The sequence below is a fragment of the Streptomyces sp. NPDC098789 genome (assembly GCF_044759975.1).
Taxonomy (GTDB): Bacteria; Actinomycetota; Actinomycetes; order Streptomycetales; family Streptomycetaceae; genus Streptomyces.
Genome location: NZ_JBIWAJ010000006.1, coordinates 94,657 through 110,469, shown reverse-complemented (window position 1 = coordinate 110,469; position 15,813 = coordinate 94,657). Strand labels below are relative to the sequence as shown.

The 15,813-nt window shown below is 73.1% G+C and carries 16 protein-coding genes; 9 read left to right on the top strand and 7 right to left on the bottom strand.

Features of this window, described 5'->3' with window-relative positions:
- Positions 1-160 precede the first annotated feature (160 nt).
- Positions 161-1,285, top strand: coding sequence for a WD40/YVTN/BNR-like repeat-containing protein (locus ACIQWR_RS15110; RefSeq protein WP_404008765.1), 1,125 nt, complete (start codon positions 161-163; stop codon positions 1,283-1,285).
- A gap of 42 nt (positions 1,286-1,327) precedes the next feature.
- On the opposite strand, the gene ACIQWR_RS15105 is transcribed toward ACIQWR_RS15110, so the two are convergent.
- Positions 1,328-1,627: a YciI family protein gene (locus ACIQWR_RS15105; RefSeq protein WP_404008763.1), complete on the bottom strand. Its 300-nt coding sequence runs from the start codon at positions 1,625-1,627 to the stop codon at positions 1,328-1,330.
- 25 nt (positions 1,628-1,652) lie between these two features.
- Here ACIQWR_RS15105 and ACIQWR_RS15100 point away from each other — a divergent pair, with 25 nt between their 5' ends.
- On the top strand, positions 1,653-2,330 hold the full coding sequence (locus ACIQWR_RS15100) for an endonuclease V (RefSeq protein WP_399256260.1): 678 nt from the start codon (positions 1,653-1,655) through the stop codon (positions 2,328-2,330).
- 55 nt (positions 2,331-2,385) lie between these two features.
- Here ACIQWR_RS15100 and ACIQWR_RS15095 read toward each other — a convergent pair whose 3' ends face one another.
- Entirely contained in the window at positions 2,386-3,642 is a 1,257-nt protein-coding gene (locus ACIQWR_RS15095) for a saccharopine dehydrogenase family protein (protein ID WP_404008760.1), read from the bottom strand.
- A gap of 95 nt (positions 3,643-3,737) precedes the next feature.
- Here ACIQWR_RS15095 and ACIQWR_RS15090 point away from each other — a divergent pair, with 95 nt between their 5' ends.
- The 5 genes from ACIQWR_RS15090 (at position 3,738) to ACIQWR_RS15070 (ending at position 10,108) form a co-directional block, all read left to right on the top strand.
- Complete coding sequence (locus ACIQWR_RS15090) at positions 3,738-4,148, top strand: MmcQ/YjbR family DNA-binding protein (RefSeq protein WP_404008757.1); 411 nt, start codon at positions 3,738-3,740, stop codon at positions 4,146-4,148.
- Positions 4,149-4,288: 140 nt separating this feature from the next.
- Positions 4,289-5,416, top strand: coding sequence for a CaiB/BaiF CoA transferase family protein (locus ACIQWR_RS15085; RefSeq protein WP_404008754.1), 1,128 nt, complete (start codon positions 4,289-4,291; stop codon positions 5,414-5,416).
- 6 nt (positions 5,417-5,422) lie between these two features.
- Positions 5,423-6,565, top strand: a complete 1,143-nt coding sequence (locus ACIQWR_RS15080) for an acyl-CoA dehydrogenase family protein (protein ID WP_404008751.1) — start codon at positions 5,423-5,425, stop codon at positions 6,563-6,565.
- A gap of 108 nt (positions 6,566-6,673) precedes the next feature.
- Complete coding sequence (locus ACIQWR_RS15075; protein WP_404008748.1) at positions 6,674-7,888, top strand: acetyl-CoA C-acetyltransferase; 1,215 nt, start codon at positions 6,674-6,676, stop codon at positions 7,886-7,888.
- A 48-nt stretch (positions 7,889-7,936) separates the two neighbouring features.
- On the top strand, positions 7,937-10,108 hold the full coding sequence (locus tag ACIQWR_RS15070; RefSeq protein WP_404008745.1) for a 3-hydroxyacyl-CoA dehydrogenase NAD-binding domain-containing protein: 2,172 nt from the start codon (positions 7,937-7,939) through the stop codon (positions 10,106-10,108).
- Between the two features lie 66 nt (positions 10,109-10,174).
- Here the strand turns inward: ACIQWR_RS15070 and ACIQWR_RS15065 are convergent, their stop codons facing one another.
- Entirely contained in the window at positions 10,175-10,816 is a 642-nt protein-coding gene (locus tag ACIQWR_RS15065; protein ID WP_404008742.1) for a 1,4-alpha-glucan branching protein, read from the bottom strand.
- Positions 10,817-10,876: 60 nt separating this feature from the next.
- The gene (locus ACIQWR_RS15060) at positions 10,877-11,608 is read right to left on the bottom strand and encodes a MerR family transcriptional regulator (RefSeq protein ID WP_404008740.1); all 732 of its coding nucleotides are present in this window, start codon (positions 11,606-11,608) and stop codon (positions 10,877-10,879) included.
- Between the two features lie 111 nt (positions 11,609-11,719).
- Between ACIQWR_RS15060 and ACIQWR_RS15055 the strand changes: the two genes are divergently transcribed.
- Complete coding sequence (locus ACIQWR_RS15055; protein WP_404008737.1) at positions 11,720-13,552, top strand: AMP-dependent synthetase/ligase; 1,833 nt, start codon at positions 11,720-11,722, stop codon at positions 13,550-13,552.
- 31 nt (positions 13,553-13,583) lie between these two features.
- Here ACIQWR_RS15055 and ACIQWR_RS15050 read toward each other — a convergent pair whose 3' ends face one another.
- A complete protein-coding gene (locus ACIQWR_RS15050) occupies positions 13,584-14,813 on the bottom strand; it encodes a hypothetical protein (RefSeq protein WP_404008735.1) in 1,230 nt (409 codons plus the stop codon).
- A 122-nt stretch (positions 14,814-14,935) separates the two neighbouring features.
- Between ACIQWR_RS15050 and ACIQWR_RS15045 the strand changes: the two genes are divergently transcribed.
- Positions 14,936-15,388, top strand: coding sequence for a flavodoxin family protein (locus tag ACIQWR_RS15045; protein WP_404008732.1), 453 nt, complete (start codon positions 14,936-14,938; stop codon positions 15,386-15,388).
- 21 nt (positions 15,389-15,409) lie between these two features.
- On the opposite strand, the gene ACIQWR_RS15040 is transcribed toward ACIQWR_RS15045, so the two are convergent.
- Positions 15,410-15,580, bottom strand: coding sequence for a hypothetical protein (locus ACIQWR_RS15040; protein WP_404008731.1), 171 nt, complete (start codon positions 15,578-15,580; stop codon positions 15,410-15,412).
- Complete coding sequence (locus ACIQWR_RS15035; protein WP_404008729.1) at positions 15,577-15,807, bottom strand: hypothetical protein; 231 nt, start codon at positions 15,805-15,807, stop codon at positions 15,577-15,579. The genes ACIQWR_RS15040 and ACIQWR_RS15035 overlap by 4 nt, the downstream gene beginning before the upstream one ends.
- Between the last annotated feature and the right edge of the window lie 6 nt (positions 15,808-15,813).

Here is a 15,813-nt window from a genome sequence, read left to right as displayed (position 1 = left end):
AGTGGTGGGCCCGGGGGTCTGTGCAGTGGTTCAACTAAGGCTGGATCCCGCTCACTCCGCGAGCGCAACCGATCACTCGTGTTGCCGTACGGACACCCTCCGTGAGGGTGGTGCGAGGCGCCCTGGACGGCCACTGCGGGGTGCGTTAGCTTCCGGCGCCATGAGACTTCTGACAGTTGGCATGTGCGCGGCAGCCCTGGTGAGGGTGCTCGCCGCTCCCGCACAGGCGCGGACCACCCCCTTACCCGGCCCGTCGGCCCCGCCTGGCCCGTCGGCCGCCCTCGCGTCCGGATCCCCTTCCGGTCTGGACTGGTCCCTCAAGGCCACCGCCACGGACGCCCGGTTCCGCGGGCTGGCCGCGGTGAACCGCTCGACGGCCTGGGTGTCCGGATCCCAGGGCAAGGTGCTGCGCACCGTGGACGGCGGGCGCAGCTGGGCGGACGTCTCGCCCCCCGGCGCCGCCGGCCTGGAGCTGCGCGACATCGAGGCCTTCGACGCGCGGCGCGCCGTCGCCCTCTCCATCGGCGAGGGCCAGGATTCCCGGGTCTGGCGGACCGAGGACGGCGGGGCCAGCTGGACCGAGACCTTCCGCAACCCCGACCCGCGCGCCTTCTACGACTGCCTGACCTTCTTCGACCCCGCGCACGGGCTGGCGGTGAGCGACCCGGTGGACGGGAAGTTCCGGATCCTGTCCACGGCGGACGGCGGCCGCAGCTGGCGGGTGCTCCCGAACACCGGGATGCCGGACGCGCTGCCCGGCGAGGCCGGGTTCGCCGCGAGCGGGCAGTGCCTGGTCAGCGCGGGTCCGGCCGACGTCTGGCTGGCCACCGGCGGCGGCGCGAACGCGCGCGTCCTGCACTCGGCCGACCGCGGGCTGACCTGGCGCGCGGCCGATTCCACCGTGCCGGCGGGCGACCCCGCCAAGGGGGTCTTCGGGCTCGCCTTCCGCGACCGCGGGCACGGCCTCGCGGTGGGCGGCGACTACCGCACCGGCGAGGCGTCCCCGCGGGCCGGGGCGCTCTCCGCCGACGCGGGCCGCACCTGGCGGCCGGCCGGCTCACCGCCGCCCGCCTACCGCTCCGGGGTGGCCTGGGTCCCGTACACGGCGACCGTGGCCCTGGCGGTCGGGCCGACGGGTACGGACGTCACGCTCGACGCGGGCCGCAGCTGGCGGCCGCTGGCCACGGGTTCCTTCGACACCGTCGACTGCACCGCGGACCTCGCGTGCTGGGCGGCGGGGGAGAAGGGCCGGGTCGCCCGGTTGGAACCGGGCGACCGCGAGTAGGGCGTGGACGGCGAGGCTCCGCACGCGCGGGGACGAGAGGTCCTACGCGAGCGGAGCCTCGCGGACCGCGGCCAGGTCGGCCGAGGTCCTGGTCGCGATGAACTCGGTGATCCGGTAGGCGCAGACGCCCGCCACCGTGAAGGGGTCCTCGGCGGCGATCTTCTCGATCTCGGCCCGGGAGACCCCGCCCGCCAGGATCACACCGCCGTCGCGCGGCACTTTGCGGCCCGAGGCGAGGAAGACGCCCGAGGCGTAGTAGCCGCCCAACCACGCGATGTGCGCGTCCATGTGCTCTTCGACGGCCTCGACGGGCGCGGTGTAGCTCAACTCCATTACGAACATGATCGCCAGGCTACTCTCGCACCTCATGACGAGTGTGAAGACCCCTGCGGACGAGGCCGAGGCCCGGGCGATACAGGACCGACTGCGCCACCAGGTCGTGCTCACCGAGGCCGGACCGCCGGTCGGGCAGGGCCTGGTGACCGGTGTCGACGTGGCCTACGACGACGAGCGCGACCTGGTGGCCGCCGCGGCCGTCGTCCTCGACGCGCGCACGCTGGAGGTCGTCGAGGAGGCGACCGCCGTGGGGCACGTGAGCTTCCCGTACGTCCCGGGTCTGCTCGCCTTCCGGGAACTGCCCACCGTCCTGGCCGCCTTGGACGCGCTGACCTCGCCCCCCGGGCTGGTCGTCTGCGACGGCTACGGGCTCGCACACCCGCGCGGCTTCGGGCTCGCCTGCCACCTCGGCGTGGTCACGGGACTGGCGACCATCGGCGTCGCGAAGAATCCATTCACCTTCACCTACGAGGAACCGGGCGCCAGGAGGGGGGACTCCTCCCCCCTCCGCGCCGCCGACGGCTCCGTGGTCGGCCGGGCGCTGCGCACGCAGGACGGGATCAAGCCGGTGTACGTCTCCGTGGGCCACCGGGTCTCCCTCGACAACGCGGCCGCGCACACCCTGGCCCTGAGCCCGCGCTTCCGGATCCCCGAGACCACCCGGCACGCCGACTCCCTCTGCCGCCGGGCCCTGCGCGAGGCCGGCTGAGGCGACCCGGGCGCGCGCCAGGGGCCGCCCGACCGCGCCCGCCCGCGCGGGGGGATCACACCGCGCGCTCGTCCACCACCCGGAAGCGGATCCCCGCCTTCTGGAGCCGTTCCAGCAGCGCGTCGCCCATCGCGACCGCCGTGGTCACCTGCCCGGAGGTCGCCGGGAGCCGGTCGTACGCCAGGGACAGGGCGGACTCCCCGAGCATCTTCGCCGTCTCCCCGTAGCCGGGGTCGCCGCCCGAGACCTCCGTGAACACCCGCCGTCCGCCGCCCTCGCCCACGAAGCGGACCGTGAACCAACTGCGCGCCCTGCGCTCGGCGTCCGGCCCGCGCCCCGGCTCCCACAGCCCGCCGAGCCACCGCCGCACGGCCGGGATCTGGGCCAGTGCGACCGTGGCCCCGACCGCTCCCGCACCGGCCGCCGCGATCGGCAGGTGCCGTACGGAGGCGTAGTGCCGGTAGCGGAAGTCCGGACCGTAGCGCTCCAGGGCGGCGGCCGAGCGGGCCACCACCCGCGGGTCGAGCGTGGGCAGCGGCAGCGCCCAGGTGCCGGTCTCCCGGCTGTAGCGGGGCGCCCCGACCGGCCCCCGCGCCCGGCGGCCCAGCGTCCGCGGCTCGTGCAGCCGGCGCTCCCGCGCGGCGGCCAGTGTCTGCGGCCCGCGCCCGAAGGCGCCGAGCGCCGAGGCCAGCGTGCCGCCGGAGAAGGAGGCGTGCGAGCGCAGGAACCCGTCCACGGTCAGCGGTACGCCCTCGGGCAGCTGACGGACGGTGAAGTACGCGCCGAGGTCCGCCGGGACGGAGTCGAAACCGCAGGCGTGCACGATCCGGGCGCCGCTCTCCCGGGCCCGCGCGTCGTGCTCGACGTACATCCGGTCCACGAACTCCGGCTCCCCGGTGAGGTCCAGGTAGTCGGTACCGCTCTCGGCGCAGGCGGCGACCAGCTCCGCGCCGTGGTGCACGTACGGGCCCACCGTGGTGGCCAGCACCCGCGTGGCGGCGGCGAGTTCCCGCACCGCCCGCGGATCGGCGGCGTCCGCGCGCAGCAGCGGCAGCTCCGCGCAGCGGGGGTCGAGGGCGGTGAGCCGCTCGCGGAGCCGTTCGAGTTTGGCGGGGTCCCGTCCCGCGAGCGCCCACCGGCACCCGGCCGGCGCGTGCGCGGCGAGGTACTCGGCGGTCAGGGCGCCCACGAAGCCGGTGGCTCCGAAGAGCACGAGGTCGTAGGCGCGCCCGGTCCGGTGGTCCTGCGGCTCCCGCTGCTCCGGCTGTTCTGGCGCGTTCTGATCGCTGTTCCGGCTGTTCCGGCTGTTCATCACCGCTCCTCCCGACTGCTGCTGGTCGCCGAGGCTAGCGTGGGGTTCGACTGTCCGTGCGAGCAGGTGGGACCTGCGGTGAAGGGGAGGCGTCGATGAAGGCTGCGGTACGCACGTGGGAAGCGGTGCGGGAGTTCGCCCTCGGGCTGCCGGAGGCGCGGGAGGACCATCCCTGGGATCCGGAGCGCGCCGTGGCGAAGGTCAACGGCAAGGTCTTCGCCTTCCTGGGCAATGCCGACGGCCCCGAGCCGCCGGCCCTCTCGATCAAGCTCAAGGACGAGGCGCTGCACGCCCACGCGATGACGGCGCCGGGCGCCGCGCCCACCGGCTACGGGCTGGGCCGCTCGGGCTGGGTCACCGTACCGCTGGGGCAGCAGGGATCGCCGGGCGCCGAGGTGGTCTGCGAATGGGTGGAGGAGAGCTACCGGACCGTGGCCCTCAAGCGGCACGTGAAGGCGCTCGACGAACGCTCGGGGGCCGCTGACGGCGCGGGCGCCGAGGGGTAGACGGGTAGGGGGAGCGCGAGCGGCTAAGCGCTTGCTCGGTCGACCGCTCCAGGGGGTTGTGCTGAGCCGTGCCCGTTCCTAGCATCACTGGTGTTACATCAGTTGTGTCACACAGGGGTACCACGGATGCTGGGGGCTCGATGGCAGTGACAGGGAACGGCCCGCTGGCCGGAGTGCGCGTCGTCGAGCTGGCGGGCATCGGCCCGGGACCGTTCGCCGCCATGCTCCTCGCCGATCTCGGAGCGGACGTCGTCCGGGTGGACCGGCCCGGCGGGGGCGGCCTGGCCGTCGATCCCGCCTACGACATCACCAACCGCAACAAGCGCTCGGTCCTGCTGGACCTCAAGTCCGCCGACGGCCCCGCCCGCGTCCTGGACCTGGTCCAGCGGGCCGACGTGCTCATCGAGGGGTTCCGCCCCGGGGTCGCCGAGCGGCTCGGCGTCGGCCCGGTCGAGTGCCACGCCCGCAACCCCCGGCTGGTCTACGGCCGGATGACCGGCTGGGGCCAGGAGGGCCCCCTCGCCCACAGCGCCGGCCACGACATCGCCTACATCGCGGTCACCGGCGCCCTCGGCATGATCGGCGACCCGGACGGGCCGCCCGCGGTCCCCGCCAACCTGGTCGGCGACTACGCGGGCGGCTCGCTCTACCTGGTCATCGGCGTCCTCGCCGCCCTCCAGCACGCGCGCACCACCGGCACCGGTCAGGTCGTCGACGCGGCCATCGTCGACGGCACCGCGCACCTCACGTCGATGATCCACGGGATGATGGCGGCCGGAGGCTGGCAGGACCGGCGCGGGGCCAACCTGCTCGACGGCGGCTGCCCCTTCTACGGGACGTACGAGACCTCCGACGGCGGCTACATGGCGGTGGGGGCGCTGGAGCAGCAGTTCTACGACGCCTTCGTCGACCTGCTCGGCATCGAGGACCAGGCACCCGCCCGCAAGGACCTGGCCCGCTGGGGCGAGCTGCGGGAGGCCGTCGCCGCCCGCTTCAGGACCCGGACCCGGCAGGAGTGGACCGAGGTGTTCGACGGGACGGACGCCTGCGTGGCCCCGGTGCTGTCGCTGCGCGAGGCCCCGGCGCACCCGCACCTCGCCGCCCGCGGCACCTTCACCGACTTCGGCGGGATCACCCAGCCGGCCCCCGCACCCCGTTTCTCCGCCACCCCCGCCGCCGTGCGCGGTGGCCCCGCCCTGCCGGGCGCGCACACCGAATCCGTGGCCCGCGACTGGGACGTCCCGGCCCTGTACCCGCTGGAGGACTGAGAACCCGTGAAGCGCCGGATCTTCGAGCCCGAGCACGAGACGTTCCGCGAGAGCGTGCGCACCTTCCTCGCCAAGGAGGTGCTGCCGCACTACGAGCAGTGGGAGAAGGAGGGCATCGTCAGCCGCGAGGCCTGGCGGGCCGCGGGACGCCAGGGGCTGCTGGGCCTCGCGGTGCCCGAGGAGTTCGGCGGCGGCGGCAACGCCGACTTCCGCTACGCGGCGGTCATCGCCGAGGAGTTCACCCGGGCGGGCGCCGCCGGACTGGCCATCGGCCTGCACAACGACATCATCGGGCCGTACCTGACCTCGTTGGCCACCGACGAGCAGAAGCGCCGCTGGCTGCCCGGCTTCTGCTCGGGCGAGACCATCACGGCCATCGCGATGACCGAACCGGGCGCGGGCTCGGACCTCCAGGGCATCCGCACCCACGCCGAGGACCACGGCGACCACTGGGTGCTGAACGGTTCCAAGACCTTCATCTCCAACGGGATCCTGGCCGACCTCGTGATCGTCGTCGCGAGGACCACCCCCGAGGGCGGGGCGCACGGCCTGTCCCTGCTGGTGGTGGAGCGCGGCGCCGAGGGCTTCGAGCGCGGCCGCAACCTCGACAAGATCGGCCAGAAGGCGCAGGACACCGCGGAGCTCTTCTTCCACGACGTGCGCGTCCCCAAGGAGAACCTGCTCGGCGAGCTGAACGGCGCCTTCGTCCACCTGATGACCAACCTCGCCCAGGAGCGGATGGGCATCGCGATGGCCGGCATCGCCGCCGCCGAACACCTGCTGGAGATCACCACCGCCTACGTCAAGGAGCGCGAGGCCTTCGGCCGGCCGCTCGCCAAGCTCCAGCACATCCGCTTCGAGATCGCGGAGATGGCGACCGAGTGCGCCGTCACCCGCACCTTCCTCGACCGGTGCATCGTCGACCACGCGAACGGGGAGTTGGACGCCGTCCACGCCTCGATGGCCAAGTGGTGGGCGACCGAACTCCAGAAGCGGGTAGCCGACCGCTGTCTGCAACTGCACGGCGGATACGGATACATGAGCGAGTACCGGGTCGCGCGGGCGTTCGTGGACGGCCGCATCCAGACCATCTACGGCGGCACGACCGAGATCATGAAGGAGATCATCGGCCGTTCCCTGCTCGGCTGACGCACCACCCCGGCCCCTTCGCCCGGCCCCTTCGCACAGGCCCCTCACCGGGCCCCTTCCCCTCGGGCCCGCCTCCCCCCGGCCCACCTTCCTCGAAAGGCTTGACCAGTGAGCACCGAAGCGTACGTGTACGACGCGATCCGCACCCCGCGCGGCCGCGGCAAGGCCAACGGGGCCCTGCACGGCACCAAGCCGATCGACCTCGTCGTGGGCCTCATCCACGCGCTGCGCGAGCGCAACCCCGGCCTGGACCCGGCGACCATCGACGACATCGTGCTCGGGGTCGTGGGCCCCGTCGGCGACCAGGGCTCGGACATCGCGCGGATCGCGGCGATCGCCGCGGGGCTGCCGGACACCGTGGCCGGCCTACAGGAGAACCGCTTCTGTGCCTCCGGGCTGGAAGCGGTCAACCTGGCCGCGGCCAAGGTCCGTTCGGGCTGGGAGGACCTGGTGCTCGCCGGCGGCGTCGAGTCGATGTCCCGCGTCCCGATGGCCTCCGACGGCGGCGCCTGGTTCAACGACCCGATGACCAACTGGGACACCAACTTCGTCCCGCAGGGCATCGGCGCCGACCTGATCGCCACCCTCGGCGGCTTCTCCCGGCGCGACGTCGACGAGTACGCCGCGCTCTCCCAGGAGCGCGCCGCCGCGGCCATCAAGGACGGCCGCTTCGCCAAGTCCGTGGTCCCGGTCACCGACCGCAACGGCCTGGTCGTCCTGGACCACGACGAGTTCGTCCGCCCCGGCACCACCGCCGACAGCCTCGCGCGGCTCAAGCCGTCCTTCGCGGACATCGGCGAGCTCGGCGGCTTCGACGCCGTCGCCCTGCAGAAGTACCACTGGGTCGAGAAGATCGACCACGTCCACCACGCGGGCAACTCCTCCGGCATCGTCGACGGCGCCTCGCTCGTCGCGATCGGCTCCCGCGAGGCGGGGGAGCGCAACGGGCTCGCGCCGCGCGCCCGGATCGTCTCGGCCGCCGTCTCCGGTTCCGAGCCGACCATCATGCTCACCGGTCCCGCCCCGGCCACCCGCAAGGCCCTCGCCAAGGCCGGACTGACCATCGACGACATCGACCTCATCGAGATCAACGAGGCCTTCGCGGGCGTCGTCCTGCGCTTCGTCGCGGACATGGGCGTCTCCCTCGACAAGGTCAACGTCAACGGCGGCGCCATCGCGCTCGGCCACCCCCTCGGCGCGACCGGCGCGATGATCCTCGGCACCGTCATCGACGAGCTGGAGCGCCAGGACAAGCGCTACGGGCTCGTCACCCTCTGCGTCGGCGGCGGCATGGGCGTCGCCACCGTCGTCGAGCGCCTCTGACCGTCCCCGTCCCCGGCACACCCCCTTTCTCACACGGAAGTAGCGAAAATGAGCGAGTCCACCACGATCCGCTGGGAACAGGACGAGAGCGGCGTCGTCACCCTGATCCTCGACGACCCCAACCAGTCCGCCAACACGATGAACCAGGCCTTCAAGGACTCCATCGCGGCCGTCGCCGACCGCGCCGAGGCCGAGCGGGACTCCATCCGGGGCATCGTCTTCACCTCCGCCAAGAAGACCTTCTTCGCGGGCGGCGACCTCAAGGAGATGATCCGGCTCCGCCCCGAGGACGCGCAGCTCGCCTTCGACACCGGTACCGCGATCAAGAGCTCCCTGCGCCGGATCGAGACCCTCGGCAAGCCCGTGGTCGCCGCCATCAACGGCGCTGCCCTCGGCGGCGGTTACGAGATCGCGCTCGCCTGCCACCACCGCATCGCCCTCGACGCCCCCGGTTCCAAGATCGGCCTGCCCGAGGTCACCCTGGGCCTGCTCCCCGCGGGTGGTGGCGTCACCCGCACCGTGCGCCTCATGGGCATCACCGATGCGCTCCTCAAGGTGCTGCTCCAGGGCACCCAGTACCCCCCGCAGCGCGCCCTGGACAACGGCTTGGTCCACGAACTGGCCACCACCCGCGAGGAGATGCTGGAGAAGGCCCGCGCCTTCATCGACGCCAACCCGGCCTCGCAGCAGCCCTGGGACGTCCCCGGCTACCGGATCCCGGGCGGTACGCCGTCCCACCCGAAGTTCGCCGCGAACCTCCCGGCGTTCCCGGCCAACTTGAAGAAGCAGCTGAACGGGGCCCCGTACCCGGCCCCGCGCAACATCCTGGCCTGCGCCGTCGAGGGCTCCCAGGTCGACTTCGAGACCGCGCTGACGATCGAGGCCCGCTACTTCACCGAGCTGGTCACCGGGCAGACCGCCAAGAACATGATCCAGGCGTTCTTCTTCGACCTCCAGGCCGTCAACTCCGGTGCCAGCCGCCCCCAGGGCGTCGCGCCGCGCAAGGTCCGCAAGGTGGCCGTCCTCGGCGCGGGCATGATGGGCGCGGGCATCGCGTACTCCTGCGCCCGCGCGGGCATCGAGGTCGTCCTCAAGGACGTCACCGCCGAGTCCGCCGCCAAGGGCAAGGCGTACTCCGAGAAGCTGCTGGACAAGGCGCTCTCCCGGGGCCGCACCACCGAGGCCAAGCGCGCCGAACTGCTCGCCCGGATCACCCCCACGGCCGACCCCGCCGACCTGGCCGGCTGCGACGCCGTGATCGAGGCGGTCTTCGAGGACACCTCCCTCAAGCACAAGGTGTTCCAGGAGATCCAGGACGTCATCGAGCCCGACGCGCTGCTCTGCTCCAACACCTCCACCCTGCCCATCACGGGCCTGGCCGAAGGGGTTTCGCGCCCCGTCGACTTCATCGGGCTGCACTTCTTCTCGCCCGTGGACAAGATGCCGCTGGTCGAGATCATCAAGGGCGAGCGCACCGGGGACGAGGCCCTGGCCCGCGCCTTCGACCTGGTCCGCCAGATCAACAAGACCCCGATCGTGGTCAACGACTCGCGCGGTTTCTTCACCTCGCGGGTGATCGGCCAGTTCATCAACGAGGGCGTCGCGATGGTCGGCGAGGGCATCGAGCCGGCCTCCGTGGAGCAGGCGGCCGCCCAGGCCGGCTACCCCGCCAAGGTGCTCTCCCTGATGGACGAGCTGACCCTGACCCTGCCCCGCAAGATCCGCAACGAGACCCGCAAGGCCTTCGAGGAGGCCGGGCGCAGCTGGGCGACGCACCCCGCGGACACCGTCATCGACCGGATGGTGGACGAGTTCGGCCGCCCCGGCCGCAGCGGTGGCGCGGGCTTCTACGACTACGACGAGGCGGGCAAGCGGGCCGGCATCTGGCCGGGCCTGCGCGAGCACTTCACGAAGCCGGGCACGGAGATCCCCTTCGTCGACATGCAGGAGCGGATGCTCTTCTCCGAGGCCATCGACACCGTCCGGCTCTTCGAGGAGGGCGTGCTGACCTCGGTCGCCGACGCCAACATCGGCTCGATCATGGGCATCGGCTTCCCGGCCTGGACCGGCGGCGTGATCCAGTACATCAACGGGTACGAGGGCGCCCTGCCCGGCTTCGTGGCCCGCGCGCGCGAGCTGGCCGCGGCCTACGGCGAGCGGTTCGCCCCGCCCGCGCTCCTCGTCGAGAAGGCCGAGCGCGGGGAGACCTTCACCGACTGACCGCCTACGCCGGCCCACCGCGCCGGGCGCCCCGACGGTCCACTTCGACCGTCGGGGCGACGGGGCTCAGGCTCCGGTGAGGTCCAGCGAGGCGAAGGTGCCGCGGTGTGCGACGCCGTCCGGGGCGGTCCACTCGGCCACCACCCCGGACGGGTCGGCGTTCTCGCGCAGCACGCGCGTCAGCCCGAGCCGCGCGCCGCCGGGCAGCAGCACCCGGGTGCCCCCGGCGTCCTCGGTGACCTCCGGGGCCTGCGAGAGCGGGAAGTCCGCGATCTCCGGGCCGTCGTAGCGCGTGCTCACGGCCGGCTCGGGGACGTCGCTGAGGCTCTGGTGCTGCGCCTGCGCGCGGCCCTGGAACAGGTCGAGCAGCCGGGCCACGCACACCGGGTCGTGCGCGCCGTCGTACACCCAGCGCAGCCCGAGCACCCCGTGCTCGGAGGTGCCGATCAGGCCCGCCCCGGCCCCTTCGAGCGGCGCCCCGCGGTAGGTGACCGGCACGTGGTAGGAGATCGGGCGCCCGCCCGAGGCGTCGGTGACCGCCATGAACTCGATGCCCACCTCGCCCTGCGGATCGTCGAGCCGGAAACCGCCCGACCGGAGCAGCTCCGGGGGCCGCCCGCTCGCGGTGTACCAGGGTCGCTCCGGCAGCCATGCGGCGAGGAGCTCCAGCTTGCCGGGGTCCATCGTGGTCCTGTGGATGATCGCCATGGCAGGAAAGCTACCCCGCCGCGGCGGCGCCCCCGCACCCGGCCCACCCCGTCCCGCCGGTCACTCGGGCGCGGTGAACGCCGCCCGCAACTCGTCCTTGAGCGAGCGCTGGAACGCCGTCACCAGGGCCTGGACCACCATCGGTTGCATGTGCGCGGACAGCGACTTCATGGCCTCGACCCGCTCCGGATCGCTCTCGCCCTGGGTGAAGGGCCCCCAGACCTCGTCCCGGAACAGCGCGGTCAGCTCGTGCGCCGCGGTCCGCGCGTGCTCCATCAGCACGGTCCGCGCCGTCATGATCGTCTCGTGGGCGATCGGTACGTCGAGCAGCGCGACCCCGAGCCGCAACAGCCCCGGATCCACCCGGAAGGCGTCCCCGTCCGGCGTCGGCGCCAGCACGTTCATGGCGGTCAGCCGCTGGACGTCGGAGTCCGACAGGGGCCGCCCCACCCGCTTCTCCAGCTCCTCGCGCGAGGACTCCAGCGCCGTGTCGGGGGCCCAGGTCGCCACCAGCGCGCGGTGGATCGCCAGATCGTGCGCGCTGAGGTCGTCCGGGAGCGCGTCGAGGTAGCGCTCGATCGCCGACAGGGTCATGCCCTGGTGCTGCAACTCCTCGATCAGGGCCAGCCGGTAGAGGTGATCCGGGCCGTAGTGGCCCACCCGCCGCGGTCCGATCGCGGGAGGGGGCAAAAGCCCGCGCGTGCTGTAGAAACGTACGGTGCGGACGGTCACGCCCGCCCGGGACGCCAGCTCATCGACGGTGAGCGTGGGCTCGGGCGCCTGGGTGGTCATGGTCTGCGCCTCGCTCTCTGATCAGCACGTTGCATTCGGCTCACGTTCGGCCCGTTCGTGTTCAACAGTATTGCTGTCGCACCAACGATGTGAAACGGCCAGGAGCTGCCCATGACGACGAACCTGCGACTGCCCACGAGCCCCGACGGGATCACCCTGCCCGCGCTGCTCGCCCGCAACGCCACCGACCACGGTGACCTCCCCGCCCTCTCCTGGCGCGAGGGCCCCGGCTGGACCACCCTCAGCTGGTCCGAGGCGCGCCGCAAGGTGGGCGTCCTCGCCGCCGGCTACGCGGCCCTGGGCGTCGAGCGCGGCGACCACGTCCTGATGATGATGGGCAACCGCCCCGAGCACTGGCTCAGCGACCTCGCCCTCGTCCACCTCGGCGCGGTCCCCGTCACCGTCTACGGGACCTCCGCACCCGAACAGATCGCCCACATCGCCCGGCACAGCCGGGCCCGCCTCGCCGTTGTCGAAGGGGCCCGGGAACTCGCCCGCTGGGAGCCGCTGCTCGCGGACCCGGAGGTCCCCCTGGAACGGCTCGTGGTGGCCGAGGCCGCCGACGCCGGCGCGCACCGGACGTACGGCTCGCTGTTCGCCGGCGGCGCCCGGACCTTCCGCTCCGACGCCTTCGAGAAGGGCTGGCGCGAGGCCCGCCCCGAGGACCCGCTGACCGTCGTCTACACCTCGGGGACCACCGGTGACCCCAAGGGGGTCCGGCTCAGCCACCGCAACCTGATGCTCCAGACCGTCCGCCTCGACCGCCACGTCGAGCTGCCCGAGCACGCCGAGCACATCTGCTACCTGCCCTTCGCGCACATCGCCGAGCGGGTCCTGGGCATCTACCTGCCGCTGCTGCGCGCCGCCCACGTACGGCTGTGCGCCGATCCCACCGCCGTCGCGGGGGCGGTGCGCGAACTGCACCCGGTGCAGTTCTTCGGCGTGCCCCGGGTCTGGGAGAAGCTCGCCGCGTCCGTACGGGCGGTGCTCGCCGGGCTGCCGCAGGAGCAGCGGAGCGCCATCGAGGCCGCCAACGACATCGCCCGGGCCCGCGCGGGCCACCACGAGCGCGGCGAGGCCGTCCCGCCCGCCGTCGAGGCGGCCTACGCCCTGGCCAAGGAGCGCGTGCTGGATCCGCTGCTGGTCATGGCCGGGCTCGACCGGCTGGTCTGGACGGCCAGCGCCACCGCGCCGATGCCGCTGGACGTGGTCCGCTTCTGGGCGGGCTGGGGCATCACCATCATGGACGCCTGGGGGCTCACCGAGACCTCCGGCGTGTGCACCGTCAACAGCGCCGACGGCTTCCGGCTCGGCTCGGTCGGCCGACCCATCGAGGGGCTGGAACTGCGGATCGCCGAGGACGGGGAGATCCTCACCCGCGGCGCCACCGTCTTCAGCGGCTACCTGCGCCCGGACGGGACGGTGGACAGCGCGAGCGACGCCGAGGGGTGGTTCCCGACCGGGGACATCGGCCGGATCGACGAGGACGGGTTCCTCTGGCTGACCGACCGCAAGAAGGAACTGATCATCACCTCGAACGGCAAGAACGTCTCGCCCGCCCTGGTGGAGAACACCGTCAAGGAGCACCCGCTGATCGGCCAGGCCCTGGTGCACGGCGACGGCCGCTCCTACCTGGTCGCGCTGCTCGTGCTCGACGCGGAGCTGGCCCCCGCCTGGGCCGCCGCCCGCGGCATCGCGGCCACCACCATCGCCGAGCTGGCCGGACACCCGGAGATCGCGCGGGAGATCGCGCGCGCCGTCGAGGCCGCCAACGCGCGGCTCAACCGTACGGAGCAGATCAAGCGCTACCGGCTGCTCACCGAGGAGTGGGGCCCGGAGTCGGGGGAGCTGACCCCCTCCCTGAAACTGCGCCGCCGCGTCGTGCGGGAGAAGTACGGGGCGCTGATCGAGGGCCTCTACGCGGAGCCACACGGGGCTCCGTAGCCCGAGGAGCCGGGTCACCGCCCCCGGGGGATCAGCTCCGGCTCGGCGCGCGGTGCAGGAACTCCAGGCGCTGCTGGGCCATTTCGATGTGCCGGGAGTCGAAGGACCGTAGCGCGCGCAGGAATCTGATCAGTTCGGGGGCGGTGTCGAGGGCCGTCCCCTGGTCCCTGAGCTGCGTCCAGCAGTACAGGGCGCCCGCCGCCGCGGCGTGCACCTCCGGCGCGTCGGGGGACTGGCGGGCCAGCCGGATCAGCCCGGCACTGGTCCACAGGCGGGTCGCGGTCCCGAAGGTCCCCGCCATCCTGGCCAGGTCGGCGCGGATCTCCAGCCAGCGGGTGGCCTCCGGCGATCCGGGCCCCGTCTGCTGGACGACGTGCTCCTCCCACGCCTGGGCGAGCGCCGCGGCCTCGGTGTGCCGGCCGGCGGTCGCCAGGGCGTGGATGTGCGGCCGCGGATCCGTGAGTGTGGGCGTGGGGGTGGGGGTGGGCGTGATCGCGGTCGCGGTCGCCGTCGGGCCCGGGGCTTCGGGAGCGGCGGGGGCGGACGGCTGTACCGGTACTGACGCCGCTACCGATGCCGAGGTCGGCGCGGCGAGTTCACGGGCGGTCGGCAGGACCACGGTGCCCGGTGGCAGCGCCGCCGCGCCCAGGGCGAGCGCGTGCAGCTGGAGGTTGGCCGGGCGGCCCGGACTGCTCGCGAGCTGGTCGATCCAGCAACGGGTGTAACCGCTCACGGTGTTGCCGCTACCGGCGAAGCCGGGCGGGGACACGACTCCGTAGACCTCGGCCGACGGGGTGACGGGCAGGCTCCCGTACTCCTGGAGCAGCGGCCAGGCCGTCTTGTCCGCGACCAGATCGAGGAGCACCGTGGTCGACCTGGCGGGTCTGTCCCGGAGTTCGGCGGCCAGCCACTCCCAGGGCAGCGCGGTGTAGCGCACGGATCCGGCGGTCGTGGTGGCCAGGGCCAGGTGCAGCCGGCGACTGCGGCGGTCCACCGTCAACCGGCCCGACAGGTAGACGAGCAGCGGGCCCCGGGTGGCCGCGGCCGTGCGCAGCCGGGTCAGGACCAGGTTCGGATCCCGGGCCCCGTCGAGGTAGGTGGTGTCACTGGACACCCCGCTGTTCAGCAGCGCCGAGGCGGGCACCACCCCCAGCGCGGCCAGATTGGCACTCGGCGCCACCTGCACGGTCCTGCGGTGCACCGCGGGACCTCCCGCTATGAGGAGGACGTGCCCCCGCTGCTCCAGCCCCAAGTTCTGCATGACCAGACCGTACTCACTCCTCGCGCGCGATGTGAGCGCGGTCGTGCCGGGACGGTGTCAGATCCGAGGGGGCTGCGCTGTCTTGTCCACAGGAGCGAGAAACGAGAGAAGGGAACGTGAGGATGAAGACCATCATCGTGTGCGCCTCCGTGTCGCACGGCAATACGCGTCGCGTCGCCGACGTCATGGCCGGGGTGTTGGGCGCCGAGGTCGTGTCGCCCGAGCAGGCCGACCCGGCGCGGCTGGCCGAGGCCGACCTCGTGGGATTCGGCTCGGGCGTCTTCTACGGCAGGCTCCACCGCAGCCTGATCGACTTCGTCGAGGCGCTTCCCGCCGGGCGGGGACGTGCGTTCGTGTTCGCCACCAGCGGTCTCCCCGAGGCGCCGTGGGCCTCCTACGCCCGCCCCGTGACCCGGCTGCTCGAAGCCCGGGGCTTCGCGGTGGAGGCCACCTTCGGGTGCCGGGCGTTCGACACGTGGGCGCCCTTCGCCCTGGTCGGCGGCCTCAACAAGCAGCGCCCGAACCCCTCGGACCTGGCCGCGGCGCGCACGTTCGCCGAGGGCCTGAGGGGCTGAGGGGGGCGGACGCTACGGTCGTCACCGCCCGTCCGCGCGCAGGGGCTTGCACGACGGGTCCCGGATGTCGTGGGCCCAGCTGGAGGGCCGGGCGCCGGAGGCCGAGTGGCGGATGAACTCGTGCCCGCCGGCCGTGATGGGGCGGTCGCAGACCACGCAGATCTGGCCGACGGCCGCCGCCCGCGTGCTCACCGCCGCTCCAGTGTGTCCGGGGCCGCGGTGAACTCCAGGCCGTCGGCCCCGCGCACGTACGCGGTCCGCCTGTACGTCCGCCCACCGGCGACCGTGCCGACGAACTCCTCGACGACGGCCATCAGTTCGCCCTCGCGCAGCGTCCTCGGATCACGGACCTGCTGACGCAGGAAGGGGTGGTCGACGTGCCCGTAGATCTCGTCCGGCCTGCCCTCGCGCACTTCCATCCCGGG